At 67.3% G+C, this 13,340-nt stretch carries 12 protein-coding genes and 1 other RNA gene; 10 read left to right on the top strand and 3 right to left on the bottom strand.

Going from position 1 to position 13,340, the window contains the following annotated elements; genetic code table 11:
- Positions 1–135: 135 nt before the first annotated feature.
- From FAB82_RS05330 to FAB82_RS05300, 7 genes are all read left to right on the top strand, one after another.
- Positions 136–834 carry a carbohydrate kinase family protein gene (locus FAB82_RS05330; protein WP_136533507.1) on the top strand — a complete coding sequence of 233 codons (699 nt, stop codon included), beginning with the start codon at positions 136–138 and terminating at the stop codon, positions 832–834.
- Between the two features lie 207 nt (positions 835–1,041).
- Positions 1,042–2,712: a peptide ABC transporter substrate-binding protein gene (locus FAB82_RS05325; RefSeq protein WP_168801428.1), complete on the top strand. Its 1,671-nt coding sequence runs from the start codon at positions 1,042–1,044 to the stop codon at positions 2,710–2,712.
- A 100-nt stretch (positions 2,713–2,812) separates the two neighbouring features.
- Positions 2,813–3,823 (top strand): ABC transporter permease, encoded by a 1,011-nt coding sequence (locus FAB82_RS05320; protein WP_136533505.1) that lies wholly within the window; start codon positions 2,813–2,815, stop codon positions 3,821–3,823.
- Complete coding sequence (locus tag FAB82_RS05315) at positions 3,816–4,739, top strand: ABC transporter permease (protein ID WP_136533504.1); 924 nt, start codon at positions 3,816–3,818, stop codon at positions 4,737–4,739. The genes FAB82_RS05320 and FAB82_RS05315 overlap by 8 nt, the downstream gene beginning before the upstream one ends.
- A 7-nt stretch (positions 4,740–4,746) precedes the next feature.
- The gene (locus FAB82_RS05310) at positions 4,747–5,784 is read left to right on the top strand and encodes an ABC transporter ATP-binding protein (protein WP_136533503.1); all 1,038 of its coding nucleotides are present in this window, start codon (positions 4,747–4,749) and stop codon (positions 5,782–5,784) included.
- Positions 5,774–6,862 carry an ABC transporter ATP-binding protein gene (locus FAB82_RS05305; protein WP_136533502.1) on the top strand — a complete coding sequence of 363 codons (1,089 nt, stop codon included), beginning with the start codon at positions 5,774–5,776 and terminating at the stop codon, positions 6,860–6,862. Before FAB82_RS05310 ends, FAB82_RS05305 begins: the two co-directional genes overlap by 11 nt.
- 396 nt (positions 6,863–7,258) lie before the next feature.
- On the top strand, positions 7,259–8,929 hold the full coding sequence (locus FAB82_RS05300; RefSeq protein WP_136533501.1) for a hypothetical protein: 1,671 nt from the start codon (positions 7,259–7,261) through the stop codon (positions 8,927–8,929).
- Here the strand turns inward: FAB82_RS05300 and FAB82_RS05295 are convergent.
- A complete protein-coding gene (locus FAB82_RS05295; RefSeq protein ID WP_136533500.1) occupies positions 8,879–9,994 on the bottom strand; it encodes a cysteine desulfurase family protein in 1,116 nt (371 codons plus the stop codon). The two genes, FAB82_RS05300 and FAB82_RS05295, sit on opposite strands and share 51 nt — an antisense overlap.
- A gap of 141 nt (positions 9,995–10,135) precedes the next feature.
- On the opposite strand from FAB82_RS05295, the gene ctaC reads away from it, so the two are divergent.
- The gene (gene ctaC / locus FAB82_RS05290; protein ID WP_136533499.1) at positions 10,136–11,098 is read left to right on the top strand and encodes an aa3-type cytochrome oxidase subunit II; all 963 of its coding nucleotides are present in this window, start codon (positions 10,136–10,138) and stop codon (positions 11,096–11,098) included.
- 13 nt (positions 11,099–11,111) lie between these two features.
- Positions 11,112–11,558: a cytochrome c oxidase subunit 4 gene (locus FAB82_RS05285; RefSeq protein WP_136533498.1), complete on the top strand. Its 447-nt coding sequence runs from the start codon at positions 11,112–11,114 to the stop codon at positions 11,556–11,558.
- Here FAB82_RS05285 and FAB82_RS05280 read toward each other — a convergent pair.
- Together FAB82_RS05280 and rnpB are read right to left on the bottom strand one after the other, a co-directional pair.
- Positions 11,525–12,085 (bottom strand): NUDIX hydrolase, encoded by a 561-nt coding sequence (locus FAB82_RS05280; protein WP_136533497.1) that lies wholly within the window; start codon positions 12,083–12,085, stop codon positions 11,525–11,527. The genes FAB82_RS05285 and FAB82_RS05280 overlap by 34 nt on opposite strands.
- 74 nt (positions 12,086–12,159) lie before the next feature.
- Positions 12,160–12,545: RNase P RNA component class A (rnpB, locus tag FAB82_RS05275), an RNA gene on the bottom strand.
- Positions 12,546–12,576: 31 nt separating this feature from the next.
- Between rnpB and FAB82_RS05270 the strand changes: the two genes are divergently transcribed.
- Entirely contained in the window at positions 12,577–13,338 is a 762-nt protein-coding gene (locus FAB82_RS05270; protein WP_136533496.1) for a sulfite exporter TauE/SafE family protein, read from the top strand.
- Positions 13,339–13,340: the final 2 nt, after the last annotated feature.

Below are 13,340 nucleotides of genomic sequence, written 5' to 3'. Positions count from 1 at the left end.
TCGCCGAAGGAAGCAGTCCCCGAATCAACGCCGGCCCGGCCGAAGCCGCCCCATAGCGAGTGCGCTCGGCCGGGCTGTGCCGTGTCCGGCCTCCGCCGGCACACCGCCGTCACCGACCGAAAAGGTCCATTCACCGTGAACAGCTTGAACACCGCCGTCGCCGGCCAGACCGCGGCGTACATCGCCCACGGTCTCGCCCAGCTCGGCGTGCCGCCGGTCATCCTCGAACCCGACCGGGCCGACTACGACCTCATCGACGTCATGGAGCGCACCGGGACCTTCGGGCTGCTGCACATCGGCCCCGACGACCCGAAGGCCATGCTCGCCTACGCCGACCAGGCCCGCGAGCTGGGGCTCGACTTCAGCGCCGACCCCGGTCGGCTGGAGGGGACGGAGGCGGTCGACTTCATCGAGGGCGCGAAGTTCCTGGTGGGCAGCCGCGAGCGCTACCAGTTCCTCCAGGCCGCCACGGGACTCACCGACGACCAGATCCTGGCCAAGGTCCGGGTTCGCATCACCACCGACGACGCCGACGGCATCGAGGTGGTCGGCCACGACATCGATCGCGTCCACGTAGGAGCCGCGCGCTTGCGCGGGGTCATCGATCCCGCCGGTGCGCCCGAGGCGGCGACCGCGGGACTGCTCGCCGCGATCGGGTGGGGCATGGGATTGCGCCGGGCCGCCGAGGTGGCCGGACAGATGGCGGTCATAGCACTCGAATCGGTTGGACCGCAGGGATATACGGTCAATCCCGTGGATTTCATGCGTCGCCTGGAGGAGTCGTACGGTGCCGCTGCGGCGGCGGAGGCATCGGCATACCTGTTGCCCGAATGAACTCGGGAGTCTCAGGTTTTCACTACCGCAACACCAATCTCACTGATTGGGATTGGGACGGCAATGCAAACTTAACATTGGCGCTGCAATGTCTCCAGTGGTCGTCCTTGTAGTAACGATTTCACAACGCACTCTTTCTTTTCGATGTGCCGTGCGCCATGGTGTGAGTTAACCCACGACCCTCAACTCACACCTCTGGAGCGACCCTTGAGACGAATTCGAATGACGGTGGCCGCCGCGGCCGCCGCGACGCTCGCCCTCACGGCGTCCGCATGCGCGGGCGACGAAGGCGACGTCGACGGCGAAGGCGGCGGTGGCGGCATGCTCAATATGCAGATCGGCGAGGTGCGGAGCTTCATTCCCGGCGGATCTGGCGAGTCCGAGGGCTACCGCGTCATGAAGAACATCTACGACGGACTCGTCTACTACAACAACGAGACCGGCGAGGCCGAGAACCTCGTAGCCGAGGAGATCACGTCCGAGGACAACCAGACCTGGACGATCAAGATCAAGAGCGGCCTGACCTTCCACAATGGCGAGGCAGTGGACGCCAACGCGTTCATCCGCTCCTGGAACCGCACCGCGTACGCCCCGAACGTGCTGCCGCTCAACTACTTCTTCGCGACCATCGCGGGCTACGAGGAGATGAACCCCGAACCGCTCCCGGCTGAGGAGTGGGCCGACCCGGAGGTTCCCGAGTACGCCGACGTCGACGTCACCGAGCTGTCCGGCCTGACCGCCGTCGACGACCTGACCCTCCAGGTCGAGCTGACGGCGCCGTTCATCGGCTTCCCGACCATGCTCGGCTACGAGGCGTTCTACCCGGTCGCCGAGGAGTGCCTGGCCGACACCGAGGCGTGTGAGAAGAAGCCGATCGGTAACGGCCCCTTCATGTTCGAAGAGGAGTACAACGTCGAGAGCGGCGGCACCGCCGTCACCTGGGCGGACTACGCCGGCGACAAGAAGCCGTCCATCGACGGGGTGAACTGGAAGGTCTACCTCGAAGGCAGCGACTGCTGGGCCGACTTCCTGACCGGTGACATCGACGTCTGCCGCCCCACCGCGGCCGACTACGAGGCCGCCGTCAACGACGAGGAACTGGCCGAGCGCCGGATCCAGCAGCCCGACCCGTCGGTGCTGATGCTGGGCTTCCCGCTGTACGTGGACACGTACCAGGACGTCGACCTGCGCCGCGCGCTCTCGATGGCGATCGACCGCGAGGGCGTTCGCACCGTCGTCGGTCCCGACCGCTTCTACCCGCTCGACACCTGGGTCCCCGACTCGATCCTCGGTGGCGGCCAGGGTGCCTGCGGCGAGTACTGCACGTATGACCCCGATGCGGCCGCGGCGCTGCTCGAGGAGGCCGGCGGCTGGCCCGAGGGCGAGAAGCTGGAGATCGTCGTCAACGACGCGAGCGACAACCTCGACATCTTCCGCGCGATCGGTGACTCCATCACCGAGTCGATCGGCGTCGAGTACGAGCTGGTGTCGATGGAGTGGACCGACTTCCTCGGCGCCCGCGAAAACCACACGGTGACCGGTCCGTTCCGCTCCGGCTGGAGCCCGGACTACAACCTGAACGAGAACTACCTGGAGCCGATCTACGGCGGCGGCGCCGCCACCAACGACCAGGGCTGGGAGAACGAGGAGTACGACGCGAAGATCGCCGAGGCCGGTGCGGCCGCGACGATCGACGAGGCCGTGACGCTCTACCAGGAGGCCGAGATGATCCTCGCGGAGGACATGCCGAGCATCCCGATCTTCGGTGAGACGATCAACTTCTTCTACACCGAGCGCGTCGACAACGTGATCATCAACCCGATCTACGCCGGACCGGGCGGTGACGCCGAACTGCGCGACATCGAAATCGTCGAATAACCCGAACTGAAGACGGGTACCGCGGGCGGGCTAGGGGTTCTTGAACACCCCTAAGCCGCCCGCGGGCCTTGAACGACCTGTCCTCTAGAACGGAATATTCATGGGACGCTATGTCATTCGACGCTTGCTCCAGGCCCTGCTCACGCTGGGGATCGTGCTGTTCCTGCTGCACTACCTGATGGCCCTGTCGGTCCAGGTCCGCGGGAATCCCGCGTTGCTGTTCTTCGGCGGGGAGCGCACTCCCGACCCGGCGATGCTGGCCCAGGTCGAGCGTCTGTACAACCTCGACAACCCCTGCTATGAGCGCACCGGAGATCCGTGCGTGCGGCCGTTCATCGAACGGCTCCAGAACTACGCCGCCGGCGACTTCGGAACGACCCTCAACGGCAACCGCGACGTCGGCGAGCTGCTGGGCGTCTACATCCCCAACACCCTGCGGCTGTTCGTGTTCTCCACGATCACCCTGGTCGTCCTCGCGATGGTCCTCGGCACCTGGGCGGCCCGCCACCACGGTCGGGTGATCGACCACTCGGTGCGCGGCACGACCATCCTCATCGACTCGGTCCCGGTCTTCTTGATCCTGCTGGCCTACGTCTACATCGTGGCGGTCCCGCTCACCAGGTGGGCGAGGGGCATCTGGGACACCGAATCGTTCATGGGCCAGGTGTTCAGACCGAACTACAACCCCGACTATCCATGGACGACGATCATCGTCCCGGGCATCATCCTGGGTTCGGTCGGACTCGCCACCCTGACCCGCCTGGTCCGGGCGAGCCAGCTGGAGAACCTCGGCTCCGACTTCGTCAAGACCGCGAAGGCCAAGGGCCTCAAGCAGATGCGGATCACGGTCGTGCACGTGGTGCGCAACTCGATGATCCCCATCGTCACCGGCGTCGGCTACCTGTTCGCGTTCATGCTCTCCGGCGCCGTCCTCACCGAGGGCGTCATGGGCATCCCGGGCATGGGCCGCATGATCTTCGGCGCCGTCCAGCGCCAGGAGACGAACCTGGTCATCGTCGGACTCACCATCAGCGCGATCGTCGTGGTGGTCGTGAGCCTCCTGGTCGACCTCATCTACGCCGCACTCGACCCGAGGATTCGATATGAGTGAGCTGACCGCCCCGCTCCCCGAGCCGGATGCCGCCCAGGCCTCGCTGTGGAAGGACGCCTTCCGCACCATGCGCAAGCGTCCCGACGTCATCATCGCCACGGTCATCCTGCTGTTCGTGTTCACGATGGCGGCGTTCCCGTCCCTGTTCACCGACAAGGACCCCGCCCGCTGCATCGGCCGCGACGCCCGCCAGCGCCCCGACACCTGGTTCTTCGGCGATCACCCGCTCGGCACCGACGGCTTCGGCTGCGACTTCGCGTCCACCATCGTCCACGGCACCCGGCCCACGATCGTGCTGGCGCTCAGCGTCATCATCTTCTCGGTCATCATCGGGCTCCTGCTGGGGCTGCTGGCCGGGTACTACGGCGGCTGGCTCGACACGATCATCTCCCGGGCCCTGGACGTGTTCATCGTCGTGCCGATGCTGCTCGGGGCGATCCTGCTGCTGAGCCTGTTCCGCGAGCGGGGCTCGGGCGGGAACCTCATAGAGACGGTCGCCCCGGCGGCCATCGCCCTGTCCCTGTTCGGGTGGATGGAGTTCTGCCGCTACGTGCGCGCCGCGACCATGGAGACGAAAAACCTGGACTACGTCGTCGCCGCGAAATGCCTGGGCGCCAGGGACCGGCGGATCATGTTCCGCCACATTCTGCCCAATGCGATCGTGCCGGTGACGGCCGTCGTCCCGACCTCCATCGGCGCCATCATCGTCACCGAGGCGGCCCTGGCCGTCCTCGGCATCGGCGTGCAGCCGCCGGCCACCAGCTGGGGCGTGCTGCTGTCCAAGGGCACCGAATGGGCCGGCGGCGGCTACATCTACCTGTTCGGGATTCCCTTGGCGCTGCTGATCATGACCGTGTTCGCTTTCGCGACCTTCGGCGACGCGCTCCGCGACGCCCTCGACCCGAAGATGAGGTAGCAGAGCGATGTCAGAGACCCTGCGCGTCATCGGCGACACCCTCCCGGGCGCCGACCTGAACGCCCCGCTGCTCGAAGTGGAGAACCTCCAGGTCGAGTTCAAAGTCCGCGGCAAGTCCGTCCCCGCCGTCCGCGGCGCGACCTTCACCCTCGAACAGGGCCGCACCCTCGCCGTCGTCGGCGAGTCCGGCTCCGGCAAGTCGGTCACCAGCCAGGCCATCATGGGCATCGTGGACGACCCGCCCGGCCGCGTCACCGGCGGCGAGGTGCGCCTGCACGGCATCGACCTGCTGAAACAGGACGAGGAGACCCGAAGGACGGTGCGCGGCAACCACATCGCCGTCATCTTCCAGGACGCCCTGTCCGCGCTCAACCCGCTGTGGTCGGTCGGCTTCCAGATCGGGGAGCTGTTCCGCGTCCACCGCGGCTCCACCCGCGCCGAGGCCAAGAAGCGCGCGATCGAGCTGCTCGACCAGGTCGGCATCCCCGACGCGAAGAACCGGGTGGGCCACTACCCGCACCAGTTCTCCGGCGGCATGCGCCAAAGGGTCATGATCGCGATGGCCCTCGCCCTGGACCCCGAGGTGCTCATCGCCGACGAGCCGACCACCGCGCTCGACGTCACGGTGCAGGCCCAGATCATGCGGCTGCTCAAGCAGATCCAGGACGAACGCCACATGGGGCTCATCCTCATCACGCACGACCTCGGGGTCGTCGCGGACGTCGCCGACGAGGTCGCCGTCATGTACGCCGGCGAGGTGGTCGAGCGCGCGACCATCCGCGACACCTTCAAACAGCCCGCCCACCCGTACACCAAGGCGCTGCTGCGGGCGATCCCGCGTGTCGACACCGTCGGGCAGGAACTGGAGGTCATCCGGGGCCTGCCGCCGAACCCGGCGTCGCTGCCCGGCGGGTGCCCCTTCCACCCGCGCTGCTGGGCCGCCGAGGACAAGTGCTCGACGGAGGTCCCGCCGATGATCGAGGCGGCCCCCGAGCACCGCAGCCGCTGCCACTTCGCCACGGAGGTCTACACCAATGAACGCTGAACTGGGGCACGGCGATCCCGAACCCGAGCCGATCCTCGAGGCGAAGGACGTCGTCAAGCACTTCCCGATCCAGCGCGGCATCGTCCTGAAGCGGACCGTGGGCCACGTGCAGGCCGTCGACGGCGTCGACCTGAAGCTGTACCCGGGCAAGACCCTCGGCGTCGTCGGCGAGTCCGGCTGCGGCAAGTCGACCCTGGCGAAGCTCCTGGTCGGCCTCGAACCGCCGACCTCTGGGTCGATCAAGGTGCAGGGCAAGGAGATCGGCAATCTCTCCTCCCGGCGCATCCGGCCGGTGCGGCGCGACATCCAGCTGGTCTTCCAGGACCCGTACACCTCGCTCAACCCGCGCATGACCGTCGGCGACATCATCGGCGAGCCCTTCGAGATCCATCCGCAGGTGGTGGCCAAGGGCGGGCGCGCCGCCGCCGTCAAGGAACTGCTCGACATGGTCGGCCTCAGCCCCGACCACATCAACCGCTACCCGCACCAGTTCTCCGGCGGGCAGCGCCAGCGCATCGGCATCGCCCGGGCGCTCGCGCTGCGCCCCAAGGTCCTGGTGTGCGACGAGCCGGTCAGCGCCCTGGACGTGTCGATCCAGGGGCAGGTCATCAACCTGCTCGAACGGCTCCAGGACGAGCTGGGGCTGGCGTACGTGTTCATCGCCCACGACCTGTCGGTGGTGCGCCACATCGCCGACGAGGTCGCGGTCATGTACCTGGGCAAGGTCGTCGAGCGCGGGACCAGCAGCCAGATCTACGACCACCCGCGGCACCCGTACACGCAGGCGCTGCTGTCGGCCGTTCCCGTTCCCGACCCGGACCTGCGCGGCCAACGCGACGAGATCATCCTCCACGGCGACGTCCCGTCCCCGATCAACCCGCCCTCCGGTTGCCGCTTCCGCACCAGGTGCTGGAAGGCGACCGACAAGTGCGCCGAGGAGGTCCCGACGCTCGAAGTGGGGGACAAGGGCAAGCGCCCGCCCGTCTCCCCCCACCACCCGGACCGGACTGAAGGCTCTAGCCATCCCGCCGCGTGCTTCTACGCGGAGGAACGCGACGTCACGCACGCCGTGAAGTAACCGGCACACTTCACTGCGCTACCCCTCTGAACAGGGCCCCATCGCTTTCGTGATGGGGCCCATGCCGTGTCGACTATCGGCATACAATCTGGCTCACAAAGGCGCACTGCGACAAGTGATTCCCGAACCGGCCAAGGCGTCGGGAGTGAATCGAGTTCGTCACGCTACTGAGGGTGCCCCTGCTATTGGGAGACTTGACACTGGCTTCTGGTGGCATTTATGGTGAATCAGTTCTTGTCCCTCAGACAATATGTATTCAGATGACGACTCCCCAGCCGTGCCCGTCCTTGATCCCCAACGGCCGCAAGCGAGGGCGGATTCGAACCAGATCCAAGGGGATCATTCATGCACCTATTTCCCACCTCTGACCACGGATAGTAAGCGGACTCTTTCGAAATGACCACGGACCCCAATTCCGCCCCGGCGTTGAATATCGATGCGCGCGAAGCGAACCGCATCGCCGACGCCACCGCTCACCTCTGCGCCGCCGTCTATCTGGACCCGGAGCTGCGCGATGCCGTGCTCGACGACATCCTCGACCGAACCGACCGCGCGCTGGCTCCAAGCCCCGGGATCGACGTCGGGCCGATCGTCAGGCACGCTCGCCAGGCGCGCGCGATCAACGCGCTCAGGATGTCCGCGCTGGCTTTCATGGTCGTCTGCTTCTTCGCCTCGCCTCAGATGCAGAGCATGGTCCTCACCGCGGCACTGGTCGTGTGGCTCTTCGTGGCCTGCCTCGCCCAGTTGACACTGGCCAAGGGGAACCTCTTCTTCGATCACCACACGGTCAGCCAGGCGCTCGCCACCGGCCCCGTGCTGTTGATCATGGGCCTCGTGGGTGCCGTCCTGGTCGTCCTGGTGGTCCAGCGGGCGACCGAGTCCAGGGTCGCCTGGGGGCCGCTGGTCGGCTCCGTCCTCGCCCTCGGCGTGGTCGGCTCGCTGGGGCACTGCTGCAGGGCGTGGCGCCTGATCACCATCCCGGAGCAGCGGAACCCGCCCTCGCTTCCCAGCGCCCGGGTGGAGCAGTTCGAAGAGGTCCAATACGCGGAGATCATTTCCCATCGCGCCCGAGGGCCGTTCACCGGTTTCGGGAAATCGGTGCTGCAGATGAACACGAAACTGCCACTGGTCGCCGCGAAAGGCAGGGTACGACCGGACCCCGTCGAACTGGAGGAATTGATCAAACACATCAGGGCCGGGATCGAGGGACTCACCCTCGCCTCCGGCCACAGCTCGTGCCCGGGCAGGCTGGAGTTCTCCGAACCGGTCTTCGTCGCGGACAGGGACGAGCCCGTCTACCGCCTGGCGGACCTCGTACTCGAAGGCCGCTCGTTCGAGTCGGTCGCCCAGATCCGAGCCGATCCGAGCCTGGCCGCACAGCCCATGCTGCGGATGCAGGTGGTGCGCCGCAACGGCGAGCTGGTCACGAACCTGCTCGCCAAGTGCGTGATCCAGGCGGACACGCTCTGGCTCGACTTCTACGGTTTCTGCCTGCCCCCGACCCGGTCCGAATACCACCAGTTCCCTGGAGGCAAGGCCCGGAAGACCGCGATCCTGACCTGGTCGGCGGTCAACGGATTCGTCAACCCGCCGTTGGAACTCATGCAGATCCCGGTCAGCCTCGCCCTGACCGCCTGGCACCAGGGCGCCCGACTCTGGCGAAGCCTGACCAGCGGCGCGAAGCCGACCGCCGGGAACTGCGGCCCCTCCATCTCGATCCGCGAACTCGGAACCGACCTGCAGCAACCGCACCCGGACGAAGAGGAGGAATCACAGCGGATCGCGGCGGTCTTGGCCCACCGCTGCATGGAGGCCGTCAAGGGCTACCTGCGGGACAAGGTCGACATCACCGGGCTTGAAGACCACATCTGCAGGGTCGCCACCAGGTTCGAGATCGACACCTCGGGCGGCGACATCGACTTCTCGATCGGCGTCATCGGCGACGACGCCCACGCGAACATCGGCGCCGTCGGCACCGACAGCCACGGCACCACCCAGGTGAACCAGGACCCCGAGTCAGCGGGCGAGGCGGCGAATGCCCTCGACGATGCCGGGGAGGACCGCTAGGAAGCGGTCGACCTCTTCCTCGGTGGTCTCACGGTGGAGCGAGATCCGGACATTGCCGTGGCTGAGCACGCCCATCGCCTGGAGCACATGGGAGGGCCGCAAGCGCGTCGAGGCGCAGGCCGAACCCGACGAGACCGCGAAGCCCCGCTTGTTCAGCTCCGTCAGCAGCACCTCGCCGTCGACCCCGAGGCAGGAGAACGTGACGATATTGGGGAGCCGGTCCACCGGGTCGCCCGGCAGCTCGACCTCCGGGATCGTCTCGGCGATGTGCTCGCGGATCCGCTCGGTCGACGCGAACATCCGCTTCGAGAGCTCGGCGCGCTCGGCCACCACCGCGCGCAGCGACGCCGCCGCGGCGACCGCCGCCGGGACGTCGATCTCGCCGATCGCCTCCCGGATCGAGGAGTCCTCCCCGGGGTAGGGATTGCGCCAGCGCGTGCCCTTGCGCACCACCAGAAGGCCGCTCCCGGCCAAACCGCCCCACTTACGGGCGCTGGCCGCCAGGACCGACCAGCCGGCCGGTACGGGCTCCCAGGGGAGGCTCGCGGCCGCGTCGCACACCAGCGGCACGCCGTCCAGGTGCGAGGCGATCGCCGCGATCGGCTGGCGGGTGCCGACCTCGTGGTTCGCGCTCTGCACGGCCAGGACGGAGGCGCCCTCGATCCCGGCGAGCGGGTCCTCATCGATGCGGCCGAGCCGGTCGACGCCGACGGAGACCGAGGTCCCGCCGTTCCTGGAGTGCCAGTCGGCGGCGTGCAGCACGGCGGAATGCTCGACGGCACTGTAGACGAGCGGACCCGGTTCACTGCGGGCCGCGATCACGCCCAGTACTCCCGCCTGCACCGCCTGTGTACCGCTCGATGTGAAAGTGACCTCATCGGGGCTCACGCCGAGCGAAGCGGCCGCGGACTGGCGGGCCGCGTCCAGCAGCATCCGCGACCGACGGCCCAATGTGTACAGACGACCGGGACCGGCCCAGCCTTCCGACAAAGCCGCAGCATAGGCATCGCGGGCCGCCGGGTGGGGCGGCTGCGCGGTGGCGCCGTCGAAGTACGTCTCGTTCACCTACCCAATGTAGAAGACTCCGCGCCCCGAACCCAACCCCTTGCGCCCGGCCCCCGGTCTGGGGCAGTAGGCTCTGGTCCGTTAGAACTGCGTCAGTCGCCTGCCCGGCGGCAGGGGCGCAGCCGAAGCGCTGAGAAAGGCATGGGACAAGTGGTCGGAAAACCGTCCCGGGAACGTCGCGGCCGAGCCCGCCGCGCCATAGGTCTCGCCGGCATCGCCGCGTTGACCCCCTTGGTGCTCACAGGTTGCAGCCTTGAGGACGCCTTCTACTTCGGCTGGCCCCGCACCAAGCCGACCGACCAGTCCGAAATGATGATGGACATGTGGATCGGCTCCACGGTCGCCGCCCTCGCGGTCGGCGTCATCGTGTGGGCCCTGATCTTCTGGTGCGTCGTCGCATACAAGAAGCGCGGATCCAACCTCCCCGCGCAGGACCGCCTCGACGAGGAGGCCCTGCCGAGGCAGACGAAGTACAACCTGCCGGCCGAGCTGACCTTCACCGGCCTCCCGTTCATCCTCATCGGCGTCCTCTTCTACTTCACGGTCGTCGTGCAGGACGAGGTCACGCACATGAGCGAGACCCCGAACTCGTGCACCCAGGTGACCGCGTTCAAGTGGAACTGGCAGTTCACCTACTCCGAGTGGGACGCCGCCGAAGCGGAGTGTGTCTCGCTCGAAGGCGCCGACGGCGAACCCGTGCTGGAGACCGGCGACTCCGACTACATCCCGATCATCGTGGTGCCCAACGAGGAGGACGTCCGCTTCGTGGCGAACTCCGAGGACGTCATCCACTCCTTCTGGGTGCCGGACCTGCTCTTCAAGCGCGACGTGATCCCCGGCGGCGAGGCGCAGACGACCCGCTTCGAGGTCGACTTCAACACCGAGGGCACCTTCGTCGGCCGCTGCGCCGAACTGTGCGGCGCCTACCACGCGTTCATGAACTTCGAAATGCGCGTGGTCTCGCCGGACGACTACCAGACCTTCATCGACGCTCGAGTCGACGGCGCCAGCACGCCGGAGGCGCTCGAGGCCATCGGGCAGGACCCGTTCGCCACGACCACCGACGTCTACAACACCGACCCGGCTTCGGGCGAAGCGAGCTAGGGGGAGCTGACTCATGAAGACTGAGAACCGCCTCTTTTTCATCGTCATGGTGTCGATGTTCATCTTCGCGGGCATCTACGCGCCGATCACGTACTACAACGAGAACCCCGCCTACGGGGCGCCGAACCAGGTCGAGATGGTCGGGACGCTGGCCCTGGTCTTCTCCGGGCTGCTGACCGGCATGATCTGGTTCGTGTTCTGGCTGATCTCGCGCCGTATCGACCCGCGACCGGAGGACCGCCCCGACGGCGAGATATCCGACGTCTCCGGTGAGGTCGGCTTCTTCAGCCCCGGCTCCTACTGGCCCCTGGGTCTGGCCGTGACCGCCGTGCTCTCGGGCATCGGCGTCGTGTTCTGGCTGCCCTGGCTCCTGGTCGCCGGCGGCGCCGCACTGCTCTTCGCGGTCGGCGGGCTGACCTTCGAGTACTACACGGGCACGCGCAAACTCGGCCCGCAGTAACCAAGCATTACCGAAAAGGCCCGACGCTTCGTAAGCGTCGGGCCTTTTCGTTCGCCACCTAATGCCAGCGGGCCGAGGCCGTAGTTCGACAAGAGCTTCGCCGTCGCCCGCGTCATCTCGGGAAGCGCGCCGACCGGATGCCAGGCCGCGTCCCACACCTCGTGGCCGTCCACGATGATCTGCGTCGTCGCCGGATCGCGCTCCAGCCGGAACACATTGTCGACCCAGCGGCCGTCGGTGTGGACCACCGCGCAGGGATCGGCCGGAACCAGCTCCTCGACCGAGGCCACGATCCCGGTCTCCTCCTCGAGCTCCCGCCGACATCCCTCGATCGGCTGCTCCCGCCGGTTCAACAGCCCGGCGGGGAGCGACCAGCGCTTCCCTGGAGGCTGACGCAGCATCAGCAGCTGCTCGCGGTCAGGGTCCATCACCAGGACCACCGAACCGAGCGTGTACGTCGGCGTGGCGATCCGCACGATGCGCCGCCGCATCGGATGGGGGAGTGAGTAGAAGACCAGACCCACCATTCGGCGAACCAAGGGGGCCTTGCGTTTCTGAACAGATGGAGCCACCGCTGTACGGTACCCATCGTTCGAACTGGGAGACGAGACGGCCGGTACGCCGGGTCCTGTCGTGGACGGCCATCCATCTAGGCGCGCCGTTGCCGACGCGCTCGAGCGGTCTACCCGCGAAGGCACCCCGAGGGGTTCGGGCGGGCCGCCCTCGAACCTTCGCGCAGAGCCTTGCGGCTCCTCTTGACCTTGCTCCGGGTGGGGTTTACCTAGCCGCCGCAGTCACCTGCGGCGCTGGTGGTCTCTTACACCACCGTTTCACCCTTACCGATCCGAAGACCGGCGGTCTGTTTTCTGTGGCACTGTCCCGCGAGTCACCTCGGGTTGCCGTTAGCAACCACCCTGCCCTGAGGAGCCCGGACGTTCCTCGGCAGCGACAGAACTCTGTCACTGACGCGACCGCCTAGCCGTCTCGTCCCAGCGGCCAAGCGTACGCTGTCCCGGCCATGAATCTGCTCCAGGTCTCCTCCTTGCTGCTCGCCGGGCTCGCCGGCGGCGGGCTCAACGCCGTCGCCGGCGGCGGATCGCTCATCACGTATCCGACCCTGATCGCCGTCGGCGTCCCGCCGCTTCAGGCCAACGCCACCAACGGCATCGCGGTCGCCCCCGCCTACGCCGCCGCGGCAGTCGGCTCCCGCGAGGGCCTGCGCGGCCAGAGACGCCGGGCCCTCCAGCTCATTCCCACCGCCCTGGTCTCCTCCGTGTGCGGTGCGCTGCTGCTGCTCAATACCTCGCACGAGGTCTTCGAGAACATCGTGCCGTTCCTGGTGCTGGGGGCGACCCTCCTCATGGCGGTCGGACCCTGGGTCAACCGCAAGGTGACCGCCCTCAACGGCGGAAGGGACCTCCACCCGGTGGCGCTCCACATCGGCGTGGCCGCCGGCTGCGTATACGGCTCGTACTTCAACGCCGCGCTCGGGCTCATCCTCATCGCCGTGATCGCCATGAGCCTCAGCGAATCCCTCGTCCGCGTCGGGGCGCTCAAGAACTTCTGCACCATGCTCGTCGGCGTCGTCACCAGCGTCATGTACGGGGTGTGGGCGGACGTCGCCTGGTGGGCCATCGGCGTCCTGGTGCCCGCGACCTTCCTGGGCGGCTACCTCGGCGCCAGGGTGTTCCAGAAGATCCCCGAGAAGCCGCTGCGGGCGGCCATCGTCATATACGGCGTCGTCCTCTCGATCGTCCTCATGTTGCGCCATTGGAGTTAATC

Source organism: Glycomyces buryatensis (genome assembly GCF_004912275.1).
Classification (GTDB): domain Bacteria; phylum Actinomycetota; class Actinomycetes; order Mycobacteriales; family Micromonosporaceae; genus Glycomyces; species Glycomyces buryatensis.
The sequence above is the reverse complement of the archived record's forward strand: the minus strand, read 5'-3'. Positions and strand labels throughout refer to the sequence as shown.

Bases quoted from the DNA above. Each gene is read 5' to 3' on its own strand.
- FAB82_RS05285 (WP_136533498.1), top strand. From the start codon at position 11,112: ATGAAGACTGAGAACCGCCTCTTTTTCATCGTCATGGTGTCGATGTTC.
- FAB82_RS05305 (WP_136533502.1), top strand. From the start codon at position 5,774: ATGAACGCTGAACTGGGGCACGGCGATCCCGAACCCGAGCCGATCCTC.
- FAB82_RS05310 (WP_136533503.1), top strand. From the start codon at position 4,747: ATGTCAGAGACCCTGCGCGTCATCGGCGACACCCTCCCGGGCGCCGAC.
- FAB82_RS05270 (WP_136533496.1), top strand. From the start codon at position 12,577: ATGAATCTGCTCCAGGTCTCCTCCTTGCTGCTCGCCGGGCTCGCCGGC.
- ctaC (WP_136533499.1), top strand. From the start codon at position 10,136: ATGGGACAAGTGGTCGGAAAACCGTCCCGGGAACGTCGCGGCCGAGCC.
- FAB82_RS05300 (WP_136533501.1), top strand. From the start codon at position 7,259: ATGACCACGGACCCCAATTCCGCCCCGGCGTTGAATATCGATGCGCGC.
- FAB82_RS05315 (WP_136533504.1), top strand. From the start codon at position 3,816: ATGAGTGAGCTGACCGCCCCGCTCCCCGAGCCGGATGCCGCCCAGGCC.
- FAB82_RS05280 (WP_136533497.1), bottom strand. From the start codon at position 12,085: ATGGTGGGTCTGGTCTTCTACTCACTCCCCCATCCGATGCGGCGGCGC.
- FAB82_RS05320 (WP_136533505.1), top strand. From the start codon at position 2,813: ATGGGACGCTATGTCATTCGACGCTTGCTCCAGGCCCTGCTCACGCTG.